The organism is Cereibacter johrii (genome assembly GCF_001720585.1).
GTDB lineage: Bacteria > Pseudomonadota > Alphaproteobacteria > Rhodobacterales > Rhodobacteraceae > Cereibacter_A > Cereibacter_A johrii.
Genome location: NZ_MABH01000248.1, coordinates 13,480 through 36,332 on the forward strand (window position 1 = coordinate 13,480; position 22,853 = coordinate 36,332).

A 22,853-nucleotide genomic window follows, 5' to 3' on the forward strand; every position below is an offset into this window, starting at 1 on the left:
GCCGCGCGGACGGCCCGGGGCTCAGGCCCCGGGGACCGTCGCGAGGACCCTCGACCGCAACCTCATCTTTGGGATCAGGACATGAACCAGGAACTCTCGACCAATCCGTTCAACCCGGTTGCGCCGGTCAAGACCTTCGACGAGATCAAGATCTCGCTCGCCTCGCCGGAACGGATCCTCTCGTGGTCCTACGGCGAGATCAAGAAGCCCGAGACCATCAACTACCGGACCTTCAAGCCCGAGCGCGACGGCCTGTTCTGCGCGCGGATCTTCGGGCCGATCAAGGACTACGAGTGCCTCTGCGGCAAATACAAGCGCATGAAGTATCGCGGCGTCGTCTGCGAGAAATGCGGCGTTGAAGTCACGCTCCAGAAGGTGCGTCGCGAGCGGATGGGCCATATCGAGCTCGCCGCCCCGGTCGCGCACATCTGGTTCCTGAAGTCGCTGCCGAGCCGGATCGGCCTCATGCTCGACATGACGCTGCGGGATCTGGAACGCATCCTCTACTTCGAGAACTATGTCGTCATCGAGCCGGGCCTGACGGACCTCACCTACGGTCAGCTGATGACCGAGGAAGAGTTCCTCGATGCGCAGGACCAGTATGGCGCCGACGCCTTCACCGCCAACATCGGCGCGGAAGCGATCCGCGAGATGCTGTCGGCCATCGATCTCGAACAGACCGCCGAGACGCTCCGCGAGGAGCTGAAGGAGGCCACGGGCGAGCTGAAGCCGAAGAAGATCATCAAGCGGCTGAAGATCGTCGAGAGCTTCCTCGAGTCGGGCAACCGGCCGGAGTGGATGATCCTGACCGTGCTGCCGGTGATCCCGCCGGAACTGCGCCCGCTGGTGCCGCTGGACGGCGGCCGGTTCGCCACGTCGGACCTCAACGACCTCTACCGCCGCGTCATCAACCGGAACAACCGCCTCAAGCGGCTGATCGAGCTGCGCGCGCCGGACATCATCGTCCGCAACGAAAAGCGGATGCTGCAGGAAGCCGTCGATGCGCTGTTCGACAACGGCCGCCGCGGCCGCGTCATCACGGGCACCAACAAGCGCCCGCTGAAGTCGCTGTCGGACATGCTCAAGGGCAAGCAGGGCCGGTTCCGTCAGAACCTGCTCGGCAAGCGCGTGGACTTCTCGGGCCGTTCGGTCATCGTGACCGGCCCGGAGCTGAAGCTGCACCAGTGCGGCCTGCCGAAGAAGATGGCGCTCGAGCTCTTCAAGCCCTTCATCTACTCGCGGCTGGAGGCCAAGGGCCTGTCCTCGACCGTGAAGCAGGCGAAGAAGCTGGTCGAGAAGGAACGCCCCGAGGTCTGGGACATCCTGGATGAAGTCATCCGTGAGCACCCGGTTCTTCTGAACCGCGCGCCGACGCTGCACCGTCTGGGCATCCAGGCGTTCGAGCCGATCCTGATCGAAGGCAAGGCGATCCAGCTTCACCCGCTGGTCTGCTCGGCCTTCAACGCCGACTTCGACGGCGACCAGATGGCCGTTCACGTTCCCCTCTCGCTGGAAGCCCAGCTTGAGGCGCGCGTGCTGATGATGTCGACGAACAACGTGCTGTCGCCCGCCAACGGCGCGCCGATCATCGTGCCGTCGCAGGACATGGTGCTCGGGCTCTATTACACCACGATGGAGCGCCGCGGCATGAAGGGCGAGGGCATGGCCTTCTCGTCCGTCGAAGAGGTCGAACATGCCCTTGCCGCCGGCGAGGTGCATCTGCACGCGACCATCACCGCCCGGATCAAGCAGATCGACGAGGAAGGCAACGAGGTCGTCAAGCGCTACCAGACCACGCCGGGCCGTCTGCGGCTGGGCAACCTCCTGCCGCTGAACGCCAAGGCTCCGTTCGAGCTCGTGAACCGTCTTCTGCGGAAGAAGGACGTGCAGAACGTCATCGACACCGTCTACCGCTACTGCGGCCAGAAGGAGTCGGTGATCTTCTGCGACCAGATCATGGGCATGGGCTTCCGCGAAGCCTTCAAGGCCGGCATTTCGTTCGGCAAGGACGACATGCTGATCCCGGACACCAAATGGCCGATCGTGAACGAGGTTCGCGATCAGGTGAAGGAGTTCGAGCAGCAGTACATGGACGGCCTGATCACTCAGGGCGAAAAGTACAACAAGGTCGTCGACGCCTGGTCGAAATGCTCGGACAAGGTTGCGGGCGAGATGATGGCCGAGATCTCGGCGGTGCGGTATGACGATGCCGGCGCCGAGAAGGAGCCGAACTCGGTCTACATGATGTCCCACTCCGGGGCGCGGGGTTCGCCGGCTCAGATGAAGCAGCTGGGCGGGATGCGCGGCCTGATGGCCAAGCCGAACGGCGAGATCATCGAGACGCCGATCATCTCGAACTTCAAGGAAGGCCTGACCGTGCTCGAGTACTTCAACTCGACCCACGGCGCCCGGAAGGGTCTGGCCGACACCGCTCTGAAGACGGCGAACTCGGGCTACCTGACCCGGCGTCTGGTGGACGTGGCGCAGGACTGCATCGTGCGCACGCACGATTGCGGCACCGAGAATGCGATCACGGCCTCGGCCGCGGTGAACGAGGGCGAAGTCGTGAGCCCGCTGGCCGAGCGGGTGCTGGGCCGTGTCGCGGCCGAGGATATTCTCGTGCCGGGCTCGGACGAGGTGATCGTGGCGCGCGGCGAGCTGATCGACGAGCGTCGGGCGGATCTGATCGATCAGGCGAACGTGGCTTCGGTGCGCATCCGCAGCCCGCTCACCTGTGAGGCGGAAGAGGGCGTCTGCGCCATGTGCTACGGGCGCGACCTTGCCCGCGGCACGCTCGTCAACATCGGCGAAGCGGTGGGCATCATCGCCGCCCAGTCGATCGGCGAACCGGGCACGCAGCTCACGATGCGGACCTTCCACATCGGCGGCATCGCGCAGGGCGGCCAGCAGTCGTTCCTCGAGGCGTCGCAGGAGGGCCGGATCGAGTTCCGCAACCCGAACCTGCTGGAGAACGCCAACGGCGAGCAGATCGTCATGGGCCGCAACATGCAGCTCGCGATCATCGACGAGGCGGGGCAGGAGCGGGCGACGCACAAGCTGACCTACGGCGCCAAGGTCCATGTCAAGGACGGCCAGACGGTCAAGCGGGCCACGCGGCTGTTCGAATGGGACCCCTATACCCTGCCGATCATCGCCGAGAAGGCCGGTGTGGCGCGGTTCGTGGATCTCGTCTCGGGCATCTCGGTGCGCGAGGATACCGACGAAGCCACCGGCATGACCCAGAAGATCGTGTCCGACTGGCGCTCGACGCCGAAGGGCGGCGACCTGAAACCGGAAATCATCATCATGAATCCGGAGACGGGCGATCCGATGCGGAACGAGGCGGGCAACCCGATCTCGTATCCGATGTCGGTGGAGGCGATCCTGTCGGTCGAGGACGGCCAGACCGTCCGGGCCGGCGACGTGGTGGCGCGGATCCCGCGCGAGGGTGCCCGGACCAAGGACATCACCGGGGGTCTTCCCCGCGTGGCGGAACTGTTCGAGGCCCGTCGTCCGAAGGATCACGCGATCATCGCCGAGAACGACGGCTATGTGCGCTTCGGCAAGGACTACAAGAACAAGCGCCGCATCACGATCGAGCCGGTGGACGAGACGCTGAACTCGGTCGAATACATGGTGCCGAAAGGCAAGCACATCCCGGTGCAGGAAGGCGACTTCGTGCAGAAGGGTGACTACATCATGGACGGTAACCCGGCTCCGCACGACATCCTGCGGATCCTGGGCGTCGAGGCGCTGGCCAACTACATGATCGACGAGGTGCAGGAGGTCTACCGACTGCAGGGCGTGAAGATCAACGACAAGCATATCGAGGTGATCGTGCGGCAGATGCTGCAGAAATACGAGATCCTCGACTCGGGCGAGACCACGCTGCTCAAGGGCGAGCATGTGGACAAGGCCGAGCTTGACGAGGTCAACCAGAAGGCCATGGATCACGGGATGCGGCCGGCTCATGCCGAACCGATCCTGCTCGGGATCACCAAGGCGTCGCTGCAGACCCGCAGCTTCATCTCGGCGGCCTCGTTCCAGGAGACGACGCGCGTGCTGACCGAAGCCTCGGTGCAGGGCAAGCGCGACAAGCTCGTGGGCCTGAAGGAGAACGTGATCGTCGGCCGGCTGATCCCGGCCGGGACGGGCGGGGCCACCTCGCGCGTCAAGAAGATCGCGCACGACCGCGACCAGAAGGTGATCGACACCCGCCGGGCCGAGGCCGAATCCGCCGCGGCGCTGGCGGCGCCCACGGACGAGGTGATCGATCTGGGCTCCGAGGACTCGGGGCTGGTGGAAACGGTGGAGAACCGCGAGGAGTGATCGCAGCCTCTTTCGCCTGACCTTGGGCCCGCGCACTCCGGTGCGCGGGCCTTGCCTTTTGGCGGCGCTCCCGGTCGGGCCCGGTGATGCCCGCCCGCCACGGCCCGCTGCCCCTCCGGCCGAAAGATCGCGTCCCGCTTCCCTCCGGCTTCGGTCGCGGTCTAGGGTCGGGAGGCGGGACGGAGGATTTCGTGCGACTCTCGGACAATCTGCGCGGCGCCCTCGCCATGACCGTGGCCATGGCCGCCTTCACGGTGAACGATGCCCTGATGAAGGCCGTGACGCAGACCATGCCGCTCTTTCAGGCCATCGCGCTCCGGGGGCTCGTCTCGCTGCCGCTCCTGTTTATCTACGGCTGGGCGGTGGGCGGCCTGCGCTTTCGCATCCCGCGCAGGGACGGCGGGCTGCTCGCGCTGCGGGCGGGGGCCGATGTGCTCTCGACCATCGCCTATCTCTCGGCACTGATGGTCCTGCCGCTCGCCAACCTCGTGGCGATCCTCCAGTCGGTGCCGCTGGCCGTGACGCTGGCTGCCGCCCTCGTGCTGAAGGAGCCGCTGGGCTGGCGGCGGCTTTCGGCAATCCTGATCGGCTTCTGCGGCGTCCTGCTCATCGTGCGGCCCGGCGCCGAGGGTTTCAGCCTCTGGTCGCTCGTGGGGCTGGCGGCGGTCGGCTGTGTCGTGGCGCGCGACCTCGCCACCCGGCGCATCGGCTCGGATCTTCCGGCCGCGACCATCGCGCTCTGGACCTCGGGCGCCGTCACGTTGCTGGGGCTGGCGGGCAGCCTGCCTTCCGGGTTCGGGCCGGTGACGGGGGGCGAGGCGCTCTTTCTCGGCGGCGCGGCGGTGGCGCTGATGGTGGGCTATCTCTCCATCGTCCTCGCCATGCGGGGAGGGGATATCGCGGCCGTCTCGCCCTTCCGCTATACCGCCCTACTCTGGGCCATCGCCCTCGGCTGGCTCCTCTTCGGAGACCTGCCCGACGGGCCGGCCCTTCTGGGTTTCGCAGTGATCACGGCCACCGGGATCTTCACGATCTGGCGCGAGGCGCGGCTGCGCCGGCTGCCGCGGGAAGCATCTGTTGACATCCCCCCCGACTCCCCCTATACGCCGCCTACCTGACCTGCGGGCTTTGCGGCCTGCAGCCAGCTTCAGTTAACTGTAGTGGTCATGATCCGGGCCATGTGCCCCGATCCTCTGGAATTCCACCGCGTCGTCCCCGCCAAAGGGACGTCCGCGGTTTTGGTGTTTGTGTGAACAGGCACCACGAACGGCGCCCCCCGATCGGATCCGGGCAGGCGTGAATGAAACGGGTTGCAACACGGGGAACGTGAATGCCAACGATCCAACAGCTCATCCGCAAGCCGCGGGAGCCGAAACGAGTCCGCTCCAAGTCCCAGCACCTGGAGTCCTGCCCGCAGAAGCGTGGCGTCTGCACGCGCGTCTACACCACGACGCCGAAGAAGCCGAACTCCGCTATGCGTAAGGTCGCCAAGGTCCGCCTGACCAACGGCTTCGAGGTGATCTCCTACATCCCCGGCGAAAAGCACAACCTGCAAGAGCACTCCGTCGTGCTCATCCGTGGCGGCCGCGTGAAGGACCTTCCCGGCGTGCGTTACCACATCCTGCGCGGTGTCCTCGATACCCAGGGTGTCAAAGATCGTCGTCAACGCCGTTCGAAATACGGCGCGAAGCGTCCGAAATAAGGAGTTCCGGGGATGTCCCGTCGTCACGCAGCCGAGAAGCGCGAAATCCTGCCCGACGCCAAGTTCGGCGATACGGTTCTGACCAAGTTCATGAACAACCTGATGATCGACGGCAAGAAGTCGGTCGCGGAATCCATCGTCTACAACGCGCTCGACCGCGTGCAGACCCGCCTGAAGCGCGAACCGCTCGAAGCCTTCCACGAAGCGCTCGACAACGTGAAGCCTTCGGTCGAGGTGCGCTCGCGCCGCGTCGGCGGTGCGACCTACCAGGTGCCGGTCGAAGTCCGCACCGAGCGCCGTGAGGCGCTGGCGATCCGCTGGCTCATCACCGCGGCGCGCAAGCGCAACGAGAACACCATGGAAGAGCGTCTCGCCGCCGAGCTCGCCGATGCCTGCAACAACCGCGGGACGGCCGTGAAGAAGCGCGAAGACACCCACAAGATGGCCGACGCGAACAAGGCGTTCAGCCATTACCGCTGGTAACCCTTCAGCCTGAGGACCATCCCAATGGCACGCGACTACCCCCTCGAGCTGTACCGGAACTTCGGGATCATGGCTCACATCGACGCCGGTAAAACGACGACGACCGAGCGGATTCTGTATTACACCGGGAAATCCCACAAGATCGGCGAGGTGCATGACGGCGCCGCGACGATGGACTGGATGGAGCAGGAGCAGGAGCGGGGGATCACCATCACCTCGGCCGCGACCACGACTTTCTGGGAGCGCACCGAGGACGGCAAGACCCCTCAGACCCCGAAGCACCGCTTCAACATCATCGACACCCCCGGCCACGTCGACTTCACCATCGAAGTGGAGCGTTCGCTGGCGGTGCTCGACGGGGCCGTGTGCCTTCTCGACGCCAACGCCGGCGTCGAGCCGCAGACCGAGACCGTGTGGCGTCAGGCTGACCGCTACAAGGTTCCGCGCATCGTGTTCGTCAACAAGATGGACAAGATCGGCGCGGACTTCTTCAACTGCGTGAAGATGATCAAGGACCGCACCGGCGCCACCCCCGCTCCGATCGCCCTGCCGATCGGTGCCGAGGACAAGCTGGAAGGCATCATCGACCTCGTGACGATGCAGGAATGGGTCTACCAGGGCGAAGACCTGGGCGCCTCCTGGATCATCAAGGACGTCCGCGACGAGCTCAAGGCCGAGGCCGAAGAATGGCGCGGCAAGCTCATCGAACTCGCCGTCGAGCAGGACGACGAGGCGATGGAAGCCTACCTCGAAGGCAACGAGCCTGACGTGCCGACCCTGCGGAAGCTGATCCGCAAGGGCTGCCTCGCCATGGCCTTCGTTCCGGTGACCGCGGGCTCCGCGTTCAAGAACAAGGGCGTGCAGCCGGTTCTGAACTCGGTGATCGACTACCTGCCCTCGCCGCTCGACGTGCCGGCCTACATGGGCTTCGCCCCGGGCGACGAGACCGAGACGCGGAACATCGCGCGCTCGGCCGACGATTCGCAGCCCTTCGCCGCTCTGGCCTTCAAGATCATGAACGACCCCTTCGTGGGCTCGCTCACCTTCACCCGTCTCTACTCGGGCGTGCTCAAGAAGGGTGACCAGATGGTCAACTCGACGAAGGGCAAGCGCGAGCGCGTGGGCCGGATGATGATGATGCACGCCATCAACCGGGAAGAGATCGACGAAGCCTTTGCGGGCGACATCATCGCGCTGGCCGGTCTGAAAGAGACCACCACCGGCGACACGCTCTGCGACCCGAACAATCAGGTCGTCCTGGAAACCATGACCTTCCCCGAGCCGGTGATCGAGATCGCCGTCGAGCCGAAGACCAAGGCCGACCAGGAGAAGATGGGTCTGGCGCTCGCGCGTCTGGCCGCCGAGGACCCGTCCTTCCGCGTCGAGACCGACTTCGAGTCGGGGCAGACGATCATGAAGGGCATGGGCGAACTTCACCTCGACATCCTCGTCGACCGGATGAAGCGCGAGTTCAAGGTCGAGGCGAACATCGGTGCGCCGCAGGTGGCCTACCGCGAGACCATCTCGCGCGAAGCCGAGATCGACTACACGCACAAGAAACAGACCGGCGGTACCGGCCAGTTCGCGCGCGTGAAGCTCGTCATCACCCCGACCGAGCCGGGCGAGGGCTACTCGTTCGAGTCGAAGATCGTGGGCGGTGCGGTGCCGAAGGAATATATCCCCGGCGTCGAGAAGGGCATCAAGTCGGTCATGGACTCCGGTCCGCTGGCGGGCTTCCCGGTGATCGACTTCCGCGTGGCGCTGATCGACGGGGCGTTCCACGACGTCGACTCGTCGGTGCTGGCGTTCGAGATCGCGTCGCGGGCCGCCATGCGCGAAGGCCTCAAGAAGGCCGGTGCGAAGCTGCTCGAGCCGATCATGAAGGTCGAAGTGGTGACCCCGGAGGAATATACCGGCGGCATCATCGGCGACCTGACCTCGCGGCGCGGGATGGTGCAGGGGCAGGACACGCGCGGCAACGCGAACGTGATCAACGCCTTCGTGCCGCTCGCCAACATGTTCGGCTACATCAACACGCTGCGCTCGATGTCCTCGGGCCGGGCCGTGTTCACGATGCACTTCGATCACTATGACGCGGTGCCGCAGAACATCTCGGACGAGATCCAGAAGAAATACGCCTAAGCGCGGTGGGCGGTCAGCCCACCCTACCAACCCCGTAGGGTGCACCCCACCCGCGAACGTCTCAGGAGGCCATCATGGCAAAGGCAAAGTTTGAACGTAACAAACCGCACGTCAACATCGGCACGATCGGCCACGTTGACCACGGCAAGACGACTCTGACGGCCGCGATCACGAAGTATTTCGGCGAGTTCCGCGCGTACGACCAGATCGACGGCGCGCCGGAAGAGCGGGCCCGCGGGATCACGATCTCGACCGCGCACGTGGAATACGAGTCGGAAACGCGTCACTATGCGCACGTCGACTGCCCCGGCCACGCCGACTATGTGAAGAACATGATCACGGGCGCCGCGCAGATGGACGGCGCGATCCTCGTGGTGAACGCGGCCGATGGCCCGATGCCGCAGACGCGCGAGCACATCCTGCTCGGCCGTCAGGTGGGCATCCCCTACATGGTCGTCTACATGAACAAGGTCGACCAGGTGGACGATCCGGAACTCATCGAGCTGGTCGAGATGGAGATCCGTGAGCTTCTGTCCTCCTACGACTACCCCGGCGACGACATCCCGATCATCAAGGGCTCGGCTCTGGCGGCGATGAACGGCACCGACAAGGAAATCGGCGAGGATTCGATCCGCGCGCTGATCGCCGCCGTCGACGAGTACATCCCGACCCCGGCGCGTGCCGTGGACCAGCCGTTCCTGATGCCGGTCGAGGACGTGTTCTCGATCTCGGGCCGCGGCACCGTGGCCACGGGCCGGATCGAGCGCGGCGTGGTGAAGGTGGGCGAGGAACTCGAGATCGTCGGCATCCGCCCGTCGAAGAAGACGGTCTGCACCGGCGTCGAGATGTTCCGCAAGCTGCTCGACCAGGGCGAAGCGGGCGACAACGTGGGCCTGCTGCTCCGCGGCGTGGACCGCGACGGCATCGAGCGCGGGCAGGTTCTCTGCAAGCCGGGCTCGGTGAAGCCGCACACGAAGTTCGAGGCCGAGGCCTACATCCTCACGAAAGAGGAAGGCGGCCGCCACACCCCGTTCTTCGCCAACTACCGTCCGCAGTTCTACTTCCGGACCACCGACGTGACCGGGACCGTCCAGCTGCCGGAAGGCACCGAGATGGTGATGCCGGGCGACAACCTGAAGTTCAACGTCGAGCTGATCGCGCCGATCGCCATGGAAGAGAAGCTCCGCTTCGCCATCCGTGAAGGCGGCCGCACCGTCGGCGCCGGCGTCGTCTCGAAAATCATCGCGTAAACCGCAATTGGCAGAGGGGCGGGGGGACGAGACCACGCCCCCCCGTTTCCCGCCAAGCCCGAGGGCAATGAAATGCAAGGTCAGACTATCCGCATCAGGCTGAAGGCCTTCGATTACCGGGTGCTGGACGCCAGCACCCAGGAAATCGTGAACACCGCCAAGCGGACCGGTGCGCAAGTGCGCGGCCCGATCCCGCTGCCGAACAAGATCGAGAAGTTCACCGTTCTCCGCGGTCCGCACATCGACAAGAAGTCGCGCGACCAGTGGGAGATCCGGACGCACAAGCGTCTTCTCGACATCGTCGATCCGACCCCGCAGACCGTGGACGCGCTGATGAAGCTCGACCTCGCGGCCGGCGTGGACATTCAGATCAAGGTTTGAGGGGTCCACGAAGATGCGTTCTGGTGTAATCGCCAAGAAGCTGGGCATGACCCGGCTGTTCCTCGAGGACGGGAAGCAGGTTCCCGTGACCGTCCTCCAACTCGATTCGCTTCAGGTCGTCGCGCAGCGCACGACCGAGAAGGACGGCTACACGGCCGTTCAGCTCGGCGCGGGCGCGGCCAAGGCCAAGCGCGTGTCGGCGGCTCAGCGTGGCCACTTCGCGAAAGCGAACGTGGAGCCCAAGCGCAAGATCGCCGAATTCCGCGTCACGCCGGACTGCCTGATCGACGTGGGTGCCGAGATCACCGCTGACCACTATTTCGCGGGTCAGTTCGTGGATATCGCCGGCACCTCGATCGGTAAGGGCTTTGCCGGTGCCATGAAGCGGCACAACTTCGGCGGTCTGCGCGCCTCGCACGGCGTGTCGATCAGCCACCGCTCGCACGGCTCCACCGGCCAGTGCCAGGACCCCGGCAAGGTGTTCAAGGGCAAGAAGATGGCCGGCCACATGGGTGCTGCCCGTGTGACCACGCAGAACCTGCAGGTCGTGCGCACCGACAGCGACCGCGGCCTGATCATGGTGAAGGGCGCCGTTCCCGGTTCGAAGGGCGGCTGGGTCACCATCAAGGACGCGGTGAAGAAGCCGGCGCCGGAACAAGCGATCCGTCCGGCGGCGATCCGTGCCGCGGCGGTTGCCGAGGAAACCTCCACCGGAGGCGAAAGCAATGAAGGCTGAAGTCATCAAGCTGGACGCGAGCCCCGCTGGCTCGATTGAACTCGACGACGCGATCTTCGGTCTGGAGCCGCGCGCCGACATCCTGCACCGCGTCGTGCGCTGGCAACGGGCGAAAGCCCAGGCCGGCACGCACTCGGTGCTCGGCAAGTCGGACGTGAGCTACTCGACCAAGAAGATCTATCGCCAGAAAGGCACCGGCGGCGCTCGCCACGGGTCCAAGAAGGCGCCGATCTTCCGTCACGGTGGCGTCTACAAGGGCCCGACCCCGCGCAGCCACGCCCACGACCTGAACAAGAAGTTCCGGGCGCTCGGGCTGAAGCACGCGCTGTCGTCCAAGGCCACGACGGGCAACCTGATCGTGCTCGAGGATCTCGCGCTGGCCGAAGGCAAGACCGCGATGCTCGCGAAAGCGGTGAAGGAACTCGGCTGGAAGCGCGTGCTCGTCATCGACGGCGCCGACATCAACGAGAACTTCGCCAAGGCCGCGCGCAACCTCGAAGGCGTGGACGTGCTGCCGTCGATCGGGGCGAACGTGTATGACATCCTGAAGCGTGACACGCTCGTGATCACGAAGGCGGGTGTCGAAGCTCTGGAGGCTCGTCTGAAATGACCGCCAAACCCGAACATTACGATGTGATCCGCAAGCCGGTGATCACCGAGAAGGCGACCATGACGTCGGAAGCCAACGGCGTCGTCTTCGCCGTGGCGATGGAAGCGACCAAACCGCAGATCAAGGAAGCGGTCGAGGCCATCTTCAACGTCAAGGTCAAGGCGGTGAACACCGTCGTGACCAAGGGCAAGACCAAGAAGTTCAAGGGCCGCCCCGGCGTGCGCTCGGACCGCAAGAAGGCCTATGTGACGCTCGAGGAAGGAAACACCATCGACGTCTCGACGGGCCTCTGATAGAAGGCCTGCGAATCTCGCGGCCCCGGGCTTCCGGGGCCGTGATTTTTATAATCTGGGGATCTTCGGAGCCCTGTACCGGCCCCTCCCAAGGGGTCTCTAGCTGACGGAAGACAGGAAGCATGGCACTCAAGTCGTACAAACCGACGACGCCTGGCCAGCGTGGGCTGGTTCTGATCGACCGTTCGGAGCTGTGGAAAGGCCGTCCGGTCAAGACCCTCGTCGAGGGCCTGATCAAGACCGGTGGCCGGAACAACACCGGACGCGTCACGATGTGGCACAAGGGCGGCGGGGCCAAGCGGCTCTACCGCATCGTGGATTTCAAGCGTCGCAAGTTCGACGTGCCGGCCGTGGTCGAGCGCATCGAATACGACCCGAACCGCACCGCGTTCATCGCGCTCGTGCGCTATGAGGATGGCGAGCTCGCCTACATCCTCGCGCCGCAGCGCCTCGCCGTGGGCGACAGCGTCGTCGCCGGCGCCAAGACCGACGTGAAGCCGGGCAACGCGATGCCCTTCTCGGGCATGCCGATCGGCACGATCGTGCACAACGTCGAGCTGAAGCCCGGCAAGGGCGGCCAGCTGGCCCGCGCCGCCGGCACCTACGCCCAGTTCGTCGGCCGCGACGGCGGCTACGCCCAGATCCGTCTGAGCTCGGGCGAGCTGCGCATGGTGCGTCAGGAATGCATGGCCACCGTGGGTGCCGTGTCGAACCCGGACAACTCGAACCAGAACTTCGGCAAGGCCGGCCGGATGCGGCACCTCGGCGTTCGCCCGACCGTCCGCGGCGTGGCCATGAACCCGATCGACCACCCGCACGGCGGCGGCGAAGGCCGGACCTCGGGCGGCCGTCACCCGGTCACCCCGTGGGGCAAGGGCACCAAGGGCAACCGGACCCGCAAGAGCAAGGCTTCGGACAAGCTGATTGTCCGCTCGCGGCACGCGAAGAAGAAAGGGCGCTGAGCCATGGCACGTTCTACCTGGAAAGGCCCCTTCGTCGACGGGTACCTGCTGAAGAAGGCAGAGAAGTCGCGCGAGTCGGGCAAGAATGAAGTGATCAAGATCTGGTCGCGGCGCTCCACCATCCTGCCGCAGTTCGTGGGTCTGACCTTCGGCGTCTACAACGGCAAGAAGCACGTCCCGGTCAACGTGACCGAGGAGATGATCGGCCAGAAGTTCGGTGAATATTCGCCGACCCGGACCTACTACGGTCACGCGGCCGACAAGAAAGCGAAGAGGAAGTAATCCATGGGCAAGGAAAAGAACCCGCGCCGCGTGGGCGAAAACGAGGCTTTTGCCAAGGCGAAGATGCTGCGCACCTCGCCGCAGAAGCTGAACCTCGTCGCGGCCCTCATCCGTGGCAAGAAGGTCGACAAGGCGATCGCCGACCTCACCTTCTCGAAGAAGCGCATCAGCCAGGACGTGCTGAAGTGCCTGCAGTCGGCCATCGCGAACGCCGAGAACAACCACGGCCTCGACGTGGATGAACTCGTGGTCTCGGAAGCCTTCTGCGGCAAGAACCTTGTCATGAAGCGCGGTCGTCCGCGGGCTCGCGGCCGGTTCGGCAAGATCATGAAACCGTTCAGCGAGCTCACGATCAAGGTGAAGCAAGTCGGGGAGACTGCGTAATGGGTCAGAAGGTCAATCCGATCGGCATGCGCCTTCAGGTCAACCGCACCTGGGACAGCCGCTGGTTCGCCGAGTCGAAGGACTACGGCAACCTGCTGCTGGAAGACCTGAAGATGCGCGAGTTCATCCACGACTACGCCAAGCAGGCCGGCGTGTCGAAGGTGATCATCGAGCGTCCGCACCGCAAGTGCCGCGTGACGATCCACACCGCCCGTCCGGGCGTGATCATCGGCAAGAAGGGCGCGGACATCGAGACGCTGCGTAAGAAGCTGTCGGCCTTCACCAAGTCCGAGCTTCACCTGAACATCGTCGAGATCCGCAAGCCCGAGCTGGACGCCCAGCTGGTGGCCGAGTCGATCGCCCAGCAGATGGAACGCCGGGTGTCCTTCCGTCGCGCCATGAAGCGCGGCGTGCAGAACGCCATGCGGATCGGTGCCCTGGGCATCCGGGTCAACGTGTCGGGCCGCCTCGGCGGCGCCGAGATTGCCCGGACCGAATGGTACCGCGAGGGTCGGGTGCCGCTGCACACGCTGCGCGCCGACATCGACTACGCGACCTCGGAAGCCTCGACCCCCTACGGGATCATCGGGGTGAAGGTCTGGATCTTCAAGGGCGAGATCCTCGAGCACGATCCGCAGGCGCACGACCGCCGGCACTCGGAAGCTCAGGAAGGTGCCGCACCGCGGCCGCCGCGTCGCGACCGCGAACGCGCGTAAGGGAGCAATGACAGATGCTGCAACCGAAACGGACGAAGTTCCGCAAACAGCACAAGGGCCGCATCCACGGTGAAGCCAAGGGCGGGTTCCTCCTGAACTTCGGCGGCTTCGGCCTCAAGGCCACCGAGCCCGAGCGTGTGACCGCGCGGCAGATCGAGGCGGCTCGCCGTGCGATCACCCGCCACATGAAGCGTCAGGGCCGGGTCTGGATCCGCGTGTTCCCGGACGTGCCGGTGACCTCCAAGCCCACCGAAGTCCGGATGGGTAAGGGCAAGGGCTCGGTCGACTACTGGGCGGCCAAGGTGAAGCCGGGCCGGATCATGTTCGAGATCGACGGCGTGTCCGAGACCATCGCCCGCGAGGCCCTGCGCCTCGGCGCGATGAAGCTGCCGGTCATGACCCGGATCGTGGTCCGCGAGGACTGGTGATCTCCGGCCCCAGGCGGGCAGGACAGAGGCCCCCGGACGCAGCCGCGCCCGGGGGCCTTTTCAATGAAACAAGGCCGTTGGGGCATTCTTTCGCTTGCCCTTCGGCCGAACCTCCTGTAGCAGGCTGCATCCTGCGGATTCCGGGTCACCGGATTCGCGGGTTTGTCATTGATCCACCAGATCCAAGGTAACCCTGCCAAGGTCGGGAGCCCTCTGGTGATTGAAGAAGGAAAGAGGCGATGACCACCGCCCAGGAACTGCGGTCCAAGACCCCGGACCAGCTCCGCGACCAGCTCGTGGCGCTCAAGAAAGAGGCCTTCAACCTCCGCTTCCAGCAGGCCACCGGCCAGCTCGAGAACACCGCCCGCATGCGCGCCGTCCGCCGCGACGTTGCCCGCATCAAGACGGTCCTGAACGAGATGGCCGCTTCGGCCGCTGCGAACTGAGAGGAAGCCTCCCATGCCCAAACGCATCCTGCAAGGCACCGTGACCAGCGACAAGAACGAGCAGACCGTGACGGTCCTCGTCGAGCGCCGCTTCAAGCACCCGCTGCTGAAGAAGACGGTCCGTCTGTCGAAGAAATACCGGGCCCATGACCCGGAGAACCAATTCAAGGTCGGCGACGTCGTCCGCATCGAGGAATGCGCGCCCATCTCGAAGACGAAGCGCTGGAAGGTCGTGACCGACGCCGTCGTGGCGTGACGTCCTCCTTTCCGCCTGAACGAAACCCTGGGGCCGTGGGATCTAGCGGTCCCCAAAGGTCGGGAGAAACCAAATGATCCAGATGCAGACCAATCTGGATGTTGCTGACAACTCCGGCGCTCGCCGAGTTCAGTGCATCAAGGTTCTGGGTGGTTCCCACCGTCGCTATGCCAGCGTCGGCGACATCATCGTGGTGTCGGTGAAGGAAGCCATCCCGCGCGGTCGCGTGAAGAAGGGCGATGTCCGCAAGGCCGTCGTCGTGCGCACCGCCAAGGAAGTCCGTCGTGAGGACGGCACCACCATCCGCTTCGACCGCAATGCTGCCGTCATCCTGAACAACCAGGGCGAACCGGTCGGCACCCGTATCTTCGGGCCGGTCGTGCGCGAGCTGCGTGCCAAGAACTTCATGAAAATCATCTCGCTGGCGCCGGAGGTGCTCTGATGGCTGCGAAGCTGAAGAAGGGTGACCGCGTCGTCGTGCTGGCCGGCAAGGACAAGGGCAAGCAGGGCGAGATCACTGCGGTGATGCCGAAGGACAACAAGGCCGTGGTCGAGGGCGTGAACGTCGCCATCCGCCACACCAAGCAGACGCCGACCGCCCAGGGCGGCCGTCTCGCCAAGGCGATGCCGATCGATCTGTCGAACCTCGCGCTGCTCGATGCCAACGGCAAGGCCACGCGCGTGGGCTTCCGCTTCGAGGGCGAGAAGAAGGTCCGCTACGCCAAGACCACGGGGGATGTCATCTGATGCTCGACCAGACCAACTACACCCCGCGCCTGAAGGCGGCCTATGCGAGCACCGTTCGCGCCGCGCTGAAGGAAGAGTTCGGCTACAAGAACGACATGCAGATCCCGCGTCTGGACAAGATCGTCCTGAACATGGGCGTCGGCGAGGCGGTCAAGGACACCAAGAAGGTGAAGACCGCCGCGGAAGAGCTCTCGATGATCGCCGGCCAGAAGGCCGTCGTGACCCACGCCAAGAAGTCGATCGCCGGCTTCCGCGTGCGCGAGCAGATGCCGCTCGGCTGCAAGGTCACGCTCCGCGGCGACCGCATGTACGAATTCCTCGACCGTCTGATCACGATCGCGCTGCCCCGCGTCCGCGACTTCCGCGGCGTGAAAGGCAACTCGTTCGATGGCCGCGGCAACTACGCGATGGGCCTCAAGGAGCAGTTCGTGTTCCCCGAGATCAACTTCGACAAGGTCGACGAGGTTCTCGGCATGGACATCATCATCTGCACCACCGCGAAGACCGACGCGGAAGCGAAGGCGCTGTTGAAGCAGTTCAACATGCCGTTCATCAGCTGATCGCGGGAGAGAGAAGAGTATGGCGAAGAAATCCATGATCGAACGCGAGATCAAGCGCGCGAAGATGGTGCAGCAATATGCTGCCAAGCGCGCCTCGCTGAAGGAGATCACCACCAACGCGGACCTGCCGATGGAGCAACGCTTCAAGGCGCAGCTCAAGCTGGCGGAACTGCCGCGCAACTCGTCGGCCACGCGGATCCACAACCGCTGCCAGCTGACGGGCCGTCCGCATGCGTATTATCGCAAGCTGAAACTCTCGCGGATCATGCTGCGTGAACTGGCCTCGTTCGGCCAGATCCCCGGCATGGTGAAGTCGAGCTGGTAAGGAGATCGGGATATGTCTGTGAACGATCCGCTCGGCGATATGCTGACCCGCATCCGCAACGCGCAGCTGCGTGGCAAGTCCACGGTGAGCACGCCGGCGTCCCGGCTGCGCGCCTGGGTGCTCGACGTGCTCCAGGCCGAGGGCTACATCCGCGGCTACGAGAAGAAGGAAACCGAGAACGGCCAGGGCGAACTGGTCATCTCGCTGAAGTACTTCGAGGGTACCCCGGTGATCCGCGAACTCAAGCGCGTGTCGAAGCCCGGCCGCCGCGTCTACATGGCCACGAAGGACCTTCCGAGCGTCCGTAACGGCCTCGGCGTGTCGATCATCTCCACGCCGAAAGGCGTCATGTCCGATGCGAGCGCCCGCTCCGCCAATGTTGGCGGCGAAGTGCTCTGCACCGTGTTCTGAGGAGGGTTCAATGTCTCGTATTGGCAAGAAACCCGTTCCGCTGCCGAAAGGCGTGACGGCCTCGATCTCGGGCCAGTCGATCGAAGTGAAGGGCCCGAAAGGCACCCGCAGCTTCTCGGCGACCGACGACGTGACCCTCGCGCTGGACGAAGGTTCGGTGAAGGTGACCCCGCGCGGCACCTCGAAACGTGCGCGTCAGCAATGGGGCATGGTGCGGTCGCAGGTGGAAAACCTCGTGACCGGCGTCACCACCGGCTTCAAGAAGGAGCTGGAGATCTCGGGCGTGGGTTACCGCGCGCAGATGGCCGGCAACGTGCTGAAGCTCTCGCTCGGCTATTCGCACGACGTCAACTTCGAGGTTCCGGCGGGCGTCACCGTCACCACCCCGAAGCAGACCGAGATCACGGTCGAAGGCATTGACCAGCAGCTGGTCGGCCAGGTGGCGGCGAACATCCGCGAGTGGCGGCGTCCCGAGCCCTACAAGGGCAAGGGCATCCGCTACAAGGACGAGTTCATCTTCCGCAAGGAAGGCAAGAAGAAGTAAGGGGCGCGACAATGGCGAACACGAAAAGAGAGCTGTTCCTCAAGCGCCGCCTGCGCGTCCGGAACAAACTGAAAGCATCGGCGAACGGGCGGCTCCGGCTGTCCGTCCACCGTTCCTCGAAGAACATCAGCGCCCAGCTGATCGACGACGCGAACGGTGTCACGCTGGCGGCGGCCTCGACCCTCGAGAAGGGCCTGGGCTTCGTCGGCAAGAACAACGTCGAGGCGTCGGCGGCCGTGGGCCGTGCGATCGCCGAGCGGGCGAAGGCGGCCGGGATCGAGGAATGTTTCTTCGACCGCGGCGGTTTCCTCTTTCACGGGAAGATCAAGGCTCTGGCCGACGCTGCCCGTGAAGGCGGCCTGAAGTTCTGAGGAGTAAGACGATGGCAGAAAGAGAGAACCGCCGGGACCGTCGCGACGATCGTTCGCGCGAGGAAACCCCGGAATTCGCCGATCGTCTGGTGGCGATCAACCGCGTCTCCAAGACCGTGAAGGGCGGCAAGCGCTTCGGCTTTGCGGCTCTGGTGGTCGTGGGCGACCAGCGCGGCCGCGTCGGCTTCGGCAAGGGCAAGGCCAAGGAAGTGCCGGAAGCCATCCGCAAGGCGACCGAGCAGGCCAAGCGTCAGATGATCCGCGTCGCGCTGCGCGACGGCCGGACGCTGCACCATGACCAGGAAGGCCGCCACGGCGCCGGCAAGGTCGTGATGCGGGCCGCCGTTCCGGGGACGGGGATCATCGCCGGCGGCCCGATGCGCGCCGTGTTCGAGATGCTCGGCATCCAGGGCGTGGTGGCGAAGTCGCTCGGCTCGCAGAACCCCTACAACATGATCCGTGCCACGATGGACGGTCTGAAGCGGGAATCCAGCCCTCGTCAAGTCGCGCAGCGTCGCGGCAAGAAGGTGGCCGACATCCTGAAGAAGCCGGAAGCCGAAGTGGCGGAAGCGTAAGGAGTCCGCACCATGGCGAAAACGATCATCGTGAAGCAGGTCCGGTCGGCAGCCCGCCGTCCGGCCGTTCAGACCGCGGTCCTCAAGGGCCTCGGGCTGAACAAGATGCACCGGACCCGGGAACTGGAAGACACGCCGTCGATCCGCGGCATGGTCGCCAAGATCCCGCATCTGGTCGAGATCATCGAAGAGCGCGGCTGACGCCGGGCTCGTGCAATCACGGGGCGCGCGGGCTTGCACCGGGCGCCCTTTCCCCATATCAGGCGCGCGGAGAGGCGACTCTCTGCCCAACAACAAGAAACGCCGTGTTCCCTCCATCCGTCGCTGGCGGAGGGGTTCCGGCCAGGAGATAGCGACATGAAACTGAACGAACTCCGCGACAACGAAGGCGCAGCCCGCAAGAAGAAGCGCGTGGCGCGCGGCCCGGGCTCGGGCAAGGGCAAGACCGCCGGCCGCGGGATCAAGGGCCAGAAGTCGCGTTCGGGCGTGGCTCTGAACGGCTACGAAGGCGGCCAGATGCCGCTCTACCGGCGTCTGCCGAAGCGGGGCTTCACCAAGCCGAACCGCAAGGAATATGCCGTGGTCAACCTCGGCCTGATCCAGAAGTTCGTCGATGCCGGCAAGCTGGACGCCAGCCAGCCGATCGACGAGGCCGCGATCGTGGCCGCGGGCGTGACCTCGCACAAGCGTGACGGCATCCGCGTGCTGGCCAAGGGCGAGATCACCGCGAAGCTCGCGCTGACCGTGTCGGGCGCGTCGAAATCGGCGGTGGAAGCGATCGAGAAGGCGGGTGGCTCGATCACCCTGACCGCTCCGGCTGCGGCGGCCGCCAGCGCAGAATAAGGTTGTGGGTGCGCCTGCGGGCGCATACATCACCTGACAGTTTTCCCGCGCCGCCGACCCGGAGAACGGATCGGCGGCGCCGTCATGAGAGAGACCGGGCATGGCATCTGCTGCAGAGCAAATGGCGGCGAACCTGAGTTGGGGCGCCCTCGGCAAGGCCACCGACCTTCGCCAACGCATCTTCTTCACCATTGGCCTGCTGATGGTGTATCGCCTCGGCACCTACATTCCCGTGCCAGGCATCGACGGCTCGGCCCTGCGCCAGTTCATGGACAGTGCGACGGCCGGCATCGGCGGGATGCTGAACATGTTCACCGGCGGCGCGATCAGCCGGATGGGCATCTTCGCGCTCGGCATCATGCCCTACATCTCGGCCTCGATCATCGTCCAGCTCATGGCCTCGATGGTGCCGAAGCTCGAGCAGCTCAAGAAAGAGGGCGAGCAGGGCCGCAAGAAGATCAACCAGTATACCCGCTACGGCACCGTGTTCCTGGCGACCTTCCAGGCCTGGGGCATCGCCCTGAGCCTCGAGGCGGGCGATCTCGTGACGGATCCGGGGATGTTCTTCCGCGCCGCCTGCGTCATCACGCTCGTCGGCGGCACCATGTTCCTGATGTGGCTCGGCGAGCAGATCACCGCGCGCGGCATCGGCAACGGGATCTCTCTTATCATCTTCGTGGGCATCGTCGCCGAGATCCCCGCGCACCTCGCCCAGTTCCTGAGCCAAGGCCGTTCGGGCGCCATCAGCCCCGCCGTGATCGTGGGCGTGATCGCCATGGTGATCGCCGTGATCACTTTCGTGGTCTTCATGGAGCGCGCGCTCCGCAAGATCCACATCCAGTATCCGCGGCGCCAGGTCGGCATGAAGATCTATGACGGCGGCTCGTCGCACCTGCCGGTCAAGGTGAACCCGGCGGGCGTGATCCCGGCGATCTTCGCCTCGTCGCTCCTCCTGCTTCCGGTGACGATCTCGACCTTCTCGGGCCAGCAGACCGGCCCCGTCATGTCGACGATCCTCGCCTACTTCGGCCCCGGCCAGCCGCTCTACCTGCTGTTCTTCGCAGGCATGATCGTGTTCTTCGCCTATTTCTACACGGCGAACGTGGCCTTCAAGGTCGACGACGTGGCCGAGAACCTGAAGAACCAGAACGGCTTCATCCCGGGCATCCGTCCCGGCAAGAAGACCGAGGAATATCTCGAATATGTGGTGAACCGGATCCTCGTGCTCGGCTCGGCCTATCTCGCGGCCGTCTGCCTCCTGCCCGAGATCCTGCGTAACCAGCTCGGCATTCCCTTCTACTTCGGGGGAACGTCGGTGCTGATCGTGGTGTCGGTGACGATGGACACGATCAACCAGGTTCAGTCGCACCTGCTAGCCCACCAGTACGAGGGGCTGATCGAGCGGTCGCAGCTGCGTGGAAGGAAACGGACCGGGGCGAAGACTCCGACCCGCCGCTGAGGGAAGAGTGATGGTGAATGTGATACTTCTGGGGCCGCCGGGCGCGGGCAAGGGCACGCAGGCCAAGCGGCTCGAGGAGAGCCGCGGCATGGTGCAGCTCTCGACGGGCGACATGCTGCGCGAGGCCAAGACCAGCGGTTCCGAGATGGGCCGCCGCGCGGCCGAGGTGATGGACCGGGGCGAGCTCGTGACGGACGAGATCGTGATCGGCCTGATTCGCGAGAAGCTGCAGTCGCCCGCGGCGGGCGGCTTCATCTTCGACGGTTTCCCGCGGACGCTGAAGCAGGCGGATGCCTTGGGAGAGCTGCTTGCGCAGATGGGGCAGGGGCTCGATGCGGTGATCGAGATGCAGGTGGACGATGCCGCCCTCGTGGCGCGCATCACCGGCCGCTACTCGTGCGGCGCCTGCGGCGCGGTCTATCACGACGATACGAAGCCCACGAAGGTCGAGGGCGTCTGCGACGTCTGCGGCTCGACGGACCTGCGGCGGCGTGCGGACGACACGGCCGAGGCGCTGTCGAAGCGTCTGATGGAATATTACAAGAAAACCTCGCCCCTCATCGGCTACTACTATGCCAAGGGGCAGCTGTCCTCGGTCGACGGTCTGGCCGAGATGGATGCGGTGTCGGCGGCGATCGCGAAGGTTCTTGACAAGCGCGGGTGACTTTGCATCCGGCCTTGACGGCCGGATCAAAAGCCCATAGATCACGGCGTCCCGCGAGGGAATCGTCCAGCGACGGGTTTTGTCCTGCGGCGAACAGTCCGGAGCGACTGCCGGCTCCGGTGGTTGTGAAAAAAGGTCCTGGAATTACGGGACCGCAACAAAAGGAAGAAACGTTTGGCACGTATTGCTGGCGTCAACATCCCGACCGCGAAACGGGTTCCGATCGCGCTCACCTACATCCACGGCATCGGCGACTTCGTGGCCGGTCAGATCTGTGACGCCGTGGGCATCGACCGCGCCCGTCGCGTCAATGAACTGTCCGACGCCGAAGTGCTGGCGATCCGCGAGTACATCGATGCGAACGTGACCGTCGAGGGCGACCTGCGTCGCGAGACCTCGATGAACATCAAGCGCCTGATGGATCTCGGCTGCTACCGCGGCCTGCGTCACCGTCGCGGCCTGCCGGTGCGCGGTCAGCGCACGCACACCAACGCCCGCACCCGCAAGGGCCCGGCCAAAGCCATTGCCGGCAAGAAGAAATAAGGGGCGCTGAGACATGGCACGTGACAAGACCCGCATGAAGCGCAAGGAACGCAAGAACATCGCCGCCGGCGTTGCTCATGTGAACTCCTCGTTCAACAACACCAAGATCCTGATTTCCGACGTGCAGGGCAACGCGATCTCCTGGTCGTCGGCCGGCACCATGGGCTTCAAGGGCTCGCGGAAATCGACGCCCTACGCGGCGCAGATGGCCGCCGAGGACGCCGCCAAGAAGGCTCAGGACCACGGCATGAAGACCATCGAGGTCGAAGTGCAGGGCCCGGGTTCGGGGCGCGAATCGGCGCTCCGCGCGCTGGCCGCCGCTGGCCTCAACATCACCTCGATTCGCGACGTGACGCCGATGGCGCACAACGGCTGCCGTCCGCCGAAACGCCGTCGCGTCTGACCGCACAT

The 22,853-nt window shown here is 65.0% G+C and carries 31 protein-coding genes; all 31 read left to right on the forward strand.

Annotated features, from left to right (window positions below; genetic code table 11):
• Positions 1 to 81: 81 nt before the first annotated feature.
• Positions 82 to 4,329, forward strand: coding sequence for a DNA-directed RNA polymerase subunit beta' (gene rpoC, locus A9O63_RS20765; RefSeq protein ID WP_069333582.1), 4,248 nt, complete (start codon positions 82 to 84; stop codon positions 4,327 to 4,329).
• A 191-nt stretch (positions 4,330 to 4,520) separates the two neighbouring features.
• Complete coding sequence (locus A9O63_RS20770) at positions 4,521 to 5,447, forward strand: DMT family transporter (protein ID WP_069333583.1); 927 nt, start codon at positions 4,521 to 4,523, stop codon at positions 5,445 to 5,447.
• 212 nt (positions 5,448 to 5,659) lie between these two features.
• Positions 5,660 to 6,031 (forward strand): 30S ribosomal protein S12, encoded by a 372-nt coding sequence (gene rpsL, locus A9O63_RS20775; protein WP_002722481.1) that lies wholly within the window; start codon positions 5,660 to 5,662, stop codon positions 6,029 to 6,031.
• 12 nt (positions 6,032 to 6,043) lie between these two features.
• Positions 6,044 to 6,514 carry a 30S ribosomal protein S7 gene (rpsG, locus tag A9O63_RS20780; RefSeq protein WP_002722484.1) on the forward strand — a complete coding sequence of 157 codons (471 nt, stop codon included), beginning with the start codon at positions 6,044 to 6,046 and terminating at the stop codon, positions 6,512 to 6,514.
• Between the two features lie 24 nt (positions 6,515 to 6,538).
• Positions 6,539 to 8,656 carry an elongation factor G gene (fusA, locus tag A9O63_RS20785; protein ID WP_069333584.1) on the forward strand — a complete coding sequence of 706 codons (2,118 nt, stop codon included), beginning with the start codon at positions 6,539 to 6,541 and terminating at the stop codon, positions 8,654 to 8,656.
• A 74-nt stretch (positions 8,657 to 8,730) separates the two neighbouring features.
• Positions 8,731 to 9,906: an elongation factor Tu gene (gene tuf / locus A9O63_RS20790; RefSeq protein ID WP_069333577.1), complete on the forward strand. Its 1,176-nt coding sequence runs from the start codon at positions 8,731 to 8,733 to the stop codon at positions 9,904 to 9,906.
• A gap of 72 nt (positions 9,907 to 9,978) precedes the next feature.
• Complete coding sequence (rpsJ, locus tag A9O63_RS20795; RefSeq protein ID WP_002722490.1) at positions 9,979 to 10,287, forward strand: 30S ribosomal protein S10; 309 nt, start codon at positions 9,979 to 9,981, stop codon at positions 10,285 to 10,287.
• Positions 10,288 to 10,300: 13 nt separating this feature from the next.
• Positions 10,301 to 11,023 (forward strand): 50S ribosomal protein L3, encoded by a 723-nt coding sequence (gene rplC / locus A9O63_RS20800; RefSeq protein WP_009563652.1) that lies wholly within the window; start codon positions 10,301 to 10,303, stop codon positions 11,021 to 11,023.
• On the forward strand, positions 11,013 to 11,633 hold the full coding sequence (gene rplD / locus A9O63_RS20805) for a 50S ribosomal protein L4 (protein ID WP_069333585.1): 621 nt from the start codon (positions 11,013 to 11,015) through the stop codon (positions 11,631 to 11,633). The genes rplC and rplD overlap by 11 nt, the downstream gene beginning before the upstream one ends.
• A complete protein-coding gene (locus A9O63_RS20810; protein WP_002722494.1) occupies positions 11,630 to 11,926 on the forward strand; it encodes a 50S ribosomal protein L23 in 297 nt (98 codons plus the stop codon). Before rplD ends, A9O63_RS20810 begins: the two co-directional genes overlap by 4 nt.
• A gap of 122 nt (positions 11,927 to 12,048) precedes the next feature.
• Complete coding sequence (gene rplB / locus A9O63_RS20815) at positions 12,049 to 12,888, forward strand: 50S ribosomal protein L2 (RefSeq protein ID WP_069333586.1); 840 nt, start codon at positions 12,049 to 12,051, stop codon at positions 12,886 to 12,888.
• A gap of 3 nt (positions 12,889 to 12,891) precedes the next feature.
• Positions 12,892 to 13,170, forward strand: coding sequence for a 30S ribosomal protein S19 (gene rpsS / locus A9O63_RS20820; RefSeq protein WP_002722496.1), 279 nt, complete (start codon positions 12,892 to 12,894; stop codon positions 13,168 to 13,170).
• 3 nt (positions 13,171 to 13,173) lie between these two features.
• Positions 13,174 to 13,554, forward strand: coding sequence for a 50S ribosomal protein L22 (gene rplV / locus A9O63_RS20825; RefSeq protein ID WP_069333587.1), 381 nt, complete (start codon positions 13,174 to 13,176; stop codon positions 13,552 to 13,554).
• The gene (rpsC, locus tag A9O63_RS20830) at positions 13,554 to 14,270 is read left to right on the forward strand and encodes a 30S ribosomal protein S3 (RefSeq protein ID WP_069333588.1); all 717 of its coding nucleotides are present in this window, start codon (positions 13,554 to 13,556) and stop codon (positions 14,268 to 14,270) included. The genes rplV and rpsC overlap by 1 nt, the downstream gene beginning before the upstream one ends.
• Before the next feature lie 14 nt (positions 14,271 to 14,284).
• Complete coding sequence (rplP, locus tag A9O63_RS20835) at positions 14,285 to 14,698, forward strand: 50S ribosomal protein L16 (RefSeq protein WP_002722499.1); 414 nt, start codon at positions 14,285 to 14,287, stop codon at positions 14,696 to 14,698.
• Positions 14,699 to 14,937: 239 nt separating this feature from the next.
• Positions 14,938 to 15,144, forward strand: a complete 207-nt coding sequence (gene rpmC / locus A9O63_RS20840; RefSeq protein WP_002722500.1) for a 50S ribosomal protein L29 — start codon at positions 14,938 to 14,940, stop codon at positions 15,142 to 15,144.
• A gap of 13 nt (positions 15,145 to 15,157) precedes the next feature.
• A complete protein-coding gene (gene rpsQ / locus A9O63_RS20845; protein ID WP_069333589.1) occupies positions 15,158 to 15,400 on the forward strand; it encodes a 30S ribosomal protein S17 in 243 nt (80 codons plus the stop codon).
• A 73-nt stretch (positions 15,401 to 15,473) separates the two neighbouring features.
• Positions 15,474 to 15,842 carry a 50S ribosomal protein L14 gene (gene rplN / locus A9O63_RS20850; RefSeq protein ID WP_002722508.1) on the forward strand — a complete coding sequence of 123 codons (369 nt, stop codon included), beginning with the start codon at positions 15,474 to 15,476 and terminating at the stop codon, positions 15,840 to 15,842.
• Positions 15,842 to 16,147, forward strand: coding sequence for a 50S ribosomal protein L24 (rplX, locus tag A9O63_RS20855; protein WP_002722510.1), 306 nt, complete (start codon positions 15,842 to 15,844; stop codon positions 16,145 to 16,147). The genes rplN and rplX overlap by 1 nt, the downstream gene beginning before the upstream one ends.
• Positions 16,147 to 16,707, forward strand: coding sequence for a 50S ribosomal protein L5 (gene rplE / locus A9O63_RS20860; protein WP_009563655.1), 561 nt, complete (start codon positions 16,147 to 16,149; stop codon positions 16,705 to 16,707). Before rplX ends, rplE begins: the two co-directional genes overlap by 1 nt.
• A 19-nt stretch (positions 16,708 to 16,726) precedes the next feature.
• Positions 16,727 to 17,032: a 30S ribosomal protein S14 gene (gene rpsN, locus A9O63_RS20865; protein ID WP_002722514.1), complete on the forward strand. Its 306-nt coding sequence runs from the start codon at positions 16,727 to 16,729 to the stop codon at positions 17,030 to 17,032.
• A 12-nt stretch (positions 17,033 to 17,044) separates the two neighbouring features.
• On the forward strand, positions 17,045 to 17,443 hold the full coding sequence (rpsH, locus tag A9O63_RS20870) for a 30S ribosomal protein S8 (protein ID WP_002722516.1): 399 nt from the start codon (positions 17,045 to 17,047) through the stop codon (positions 17,441 to 17,443).
• Positions 17,444 to 17,453: 10 nt separating this feature from the next.
• Positions 17,454 to 17,987, forward strand: a complete 534-nt coding sequence (rplF, locus tag A9O63_RS20875; RefSeq protein WP_009563656.1) for a 50S ribosomal protein L6 — start codon at positions 17,454 to 17,456, stop codon at positions 17,985 to 17,987.
• Positions 17,988 to 17,998: 11 nt separating this feature from the next.
• On the forward strand, positions 17,999 to 18,358 hold the full coding sequence (gene rplR / locus A9O63_RS20880; protein WP_002722520.1) for a 50S ribosomal protein L18: 360 nt from the start codon (positions 17,999 to 18,001) through the stop codon (positions 18,356 to 18,358).
• An 11-nt stretch (positions 18,359 to 18,369) separates the two neighbouring features.
• Positions 18,370 to 18,933, forward strand: coding sequence for a 30S ribosomal protein S5 (gene rpsE / locus A9O63_RS20885; RefSeq protein WP_069333590.1), 564 nt, complete (start codon positions 18,370 to 18,372; stop codon positions 18,931 to 18,933).
• A gap of 12 nt (positions 18,934 to 18,945) precedes the next feature.
• Complete coding sequence (gene rpmD / locus A9O63_RS20890) at positions 18,946 to 19,134, forward strand: 50S ribosomal protein L30 (RefSeq protein ID WP_002722524.1); 189 nt, start codon at positions 18,946 to 18,948, stop codon at positions 19,132 to 19,134.
• A 156-nt stretch (positions 19,135 to 19,290) separates the two neighbouring features.
• Entirely contained in the window at positions 19,291 to 19,776 is a 486-nt protein-coding gene (gene rplO, locus A9O63_RS20895; protein ID WP_069333591.1) for a 50S ribosomal protein L15, read from the forward strand.
• A 100-nt stretch (positions 19,777 to 19,876) separates the two neighbouring features.
• Positions 19,877 to 21,235: a preprotein translocase subunit SecY gene (gene secY, locus A9O63_RS20900; protein WP_069333592.1), complete on the forward strand. Its 1,359-nt coding sequence runs from the start codon at positions 19,877 to 19,879 to the stop codon at positions 21,233 to 21,235.
• Positions 21,236 to 21,245: 10 nt separating this feature from the next.
• Positions 21,246 to 21,899: an adenylate kinase gene (locus A9O63_RS20905; protein WP_069333593.1), complete on the forward strand. Its 654-nt coding sequence runs from the start codon at positions 21,246 to 21,248 to the stop codon at positions 21,897 to 21,899.
• A gap of 174 nt (positions 21,900 to 22,073) precedes the next feature.
• Positions 22,074 to 22,442 carry a 30S ribosomal protein S13 gene (gene rpsM / locus A9O63_RS20910; protein ID WP_069333594.1) on the forward strand — a complete coding sequence of 123 codons (369 nt, stop codon included), beginning with the start codon at positions 22,074 to 22,076 and terminating at the stop codon, positions 22,440 to 22,442.
• A gap of 13 nt (positions 22,443 to 22,455) precedes the next feature.
• Positions 22,456 to 22,845: a 30S ribosomal protein S11 gene (gene rpsK, locus A9O63_RS20915; protein ID WP_002722534.1), complete on the forward strand. Its 390-nt coding sequence runs from the start codon at positions 22,456 to 22,458 to the stop codon at positions 22,843 to 22,845.
• The last annotated feature ends 8 nt before the right edge of the window (positions 22,846 to 22,853 follow it).

Coding starts and splice junctions, on each gene's coding strand:
- secY (WP_069333592.1), top strand. CDS start 19,877: ATGGCATCTGCTGCAGAGCAAATGGCGGCGAACCTGAGTTGGGGCGCC.
- rpsQ (WP_069333589.1), top strand. CDS start 15,158: ATGCCCAAACGCATCCTGCAAGGCACCGTGACCAGCGACAAGAACGAG.
- rplB (WP_069333586.1), top strand. CDS start 12,049: ATGGCACTCAAGTCGTACAAACCGACGACGCCTGGCCAGCGTGGGCTG.
- rplV (WP_069333587.1), top strand. CDS start 13,174: ATGGGCAAGGAAAAGAACCCGCGCCGCGTGGGCGAAAACGAGGCTTTT.
- rpsN (WP_002722514.1), top strand. CDS start 16,727: ATGGCGAAGAAATCCATGATCGAACGCGAGATCAAGCGCGCGAAGATG.
- rpsJ (WP_002722490.1), top strand. CDS start 9,979: ATGCAAGGTCAGACTATCCGCATCAGGCTGAAGGCCTTCGATTACCGG.
- rplF (WP_009563656.1), top strand. CDS start 17,454: ATGTCTCGTATTGGCAAGAAACCCGTTCCGCTGCCGAAAGGCGTGACG.
- A9O63_RS20810 (WP_002722494.1), top strand. CDS start 11,630: ATGACCGCCAAACCCGAACATTACGATGTGATCCGCAAGCCGGTGATC.
- rpsH (WP_002722516.1), top strand. CDS start 17,045: ATGTCTGTGAACGATCCGCTCGGCGATATGCTGACCCGCATCCGCAAC.
- rplR (WP_002722520.1), top strand. CDS start 17,999: ATGGCGAACACGAAAAGAGAGCTGTTCCTCAAGCGCCGCCTGCGCGTC.
- rpsE (WP_069333590.1), top strand. CDS start 18,370: ATGGCAGAAAGAGAGAACCGCCGGGACCGTCGCGACGATCGTTCGCGC.
- rplE (WP_009563655.1), top strand. CDS start 16,147: ATGCTCGACCAGACCAACTACACCCCGCGCCTGAAGGCGGCCTATGCG.
- rplN (WP_002722508.1), top strand. CDS start 15,474: ATGATCCAGATGCAGACCAATCTGGATGTTGCTGACAACTCCGGCGCT.
- rpsS (WP_002722496.1), top strand. CDS start 12,892: ATGGCACGTTCTACCTGGAAAGGCCCCTTCGTCGACGGGTACCTGCTG.
- rpsL (WP_002722481.1), top strand. CDS start 5,660: ATGCCAACGATCCAACAGCTCATCCGCAAGCCGCGGGAGCCGAAACGA.
- rplO (WP_069333591.1), top strand. CDS start 19,291: ATGAAACTGAACGAACTCCGCGACAACGAAGGCGCAGCCCGCAAGAAG.
- fusA (WP_069333584.1), top strand. CDS start 6,539: ATGGCACGCGACTACCCCCTCGAGCTGTACCGGAACTTCGGGATCATG.
- rplP (WP_002722499.1), top strand. CDS start 14,285: ATGCTGCAACCGAAACGGACGAAGTTCCGCAAACAGCACAAGGGCCGC.
- rpmC (WP_002722500.1), top strand. CDS start 14,938: ATGACCACCGCCCAGGAACTGCGGTCCAAGACCCCGGACCAGCTCCGC.
- rplX (WP_002722510.1), top strand. CDS start 15,842: ATGGCTGCGAAGCTGAAGAAGGGTGACCGCGTCGTCGTGCTGGCCGGC.
- rpsK (WP_002722534.1), top strand. CDS start 22,456: ATGGCACGTGACAAGACCCGCATGAAGCGCAAGGAACGCAAGAACATC.
- tuf (WP_069333577.1), top strand. CDS start 8,731: ATGGCAAAGGCAAAGTTTGAACGTAACAAACCGCACGTCAACATCGGC.
- rpoC (WP_069333582.1), top strand. CDS start 82: ATGAACCAGGAACTCTCGACCAATCCGTTCAACCCGGTTGCGCCGGTC.
- rpmD (WP_002722524.1), top strand. CDS start 18,946: ATGGCGAAAACGATCATCGTGAAGCAGGTCCGGTCGGCAGCCCGCCGT.
- A9O63_RS20905 (WP_069333593.1), top strand. CDS start 21,246: ATGGTGAATGTGATACTTCTGGGGCCGCCGGGCGCGGGCAAGGGCACG.
- rplC (WP_009563652.1), top strand. CDS start 10,301: ATGCGTTCTGGTGTAATCGCCAAGAAGCTGGGCATGACCCGGCTGTTC.
- rpsC (WP_069333588.1), top strand. CDS start 13,554: ATGGGTCAGAAGGTCAATCCGATCGGCATGCGCCTTCAGGTCAACCGC.
- rpsG (WP_002722484.1), top strand. CDS start 6,044: ATGTCCCGTCGTCACGCAGCCGAGAAGCGCGAAATCCTGCCCGACGCC.
- rplD (WP_069333585.1), top strand. CDS start 11,013: ATGAAGGCTGAAGTCATCAAGCTGGACGCGAGCCCCGCTGGCTCGATT.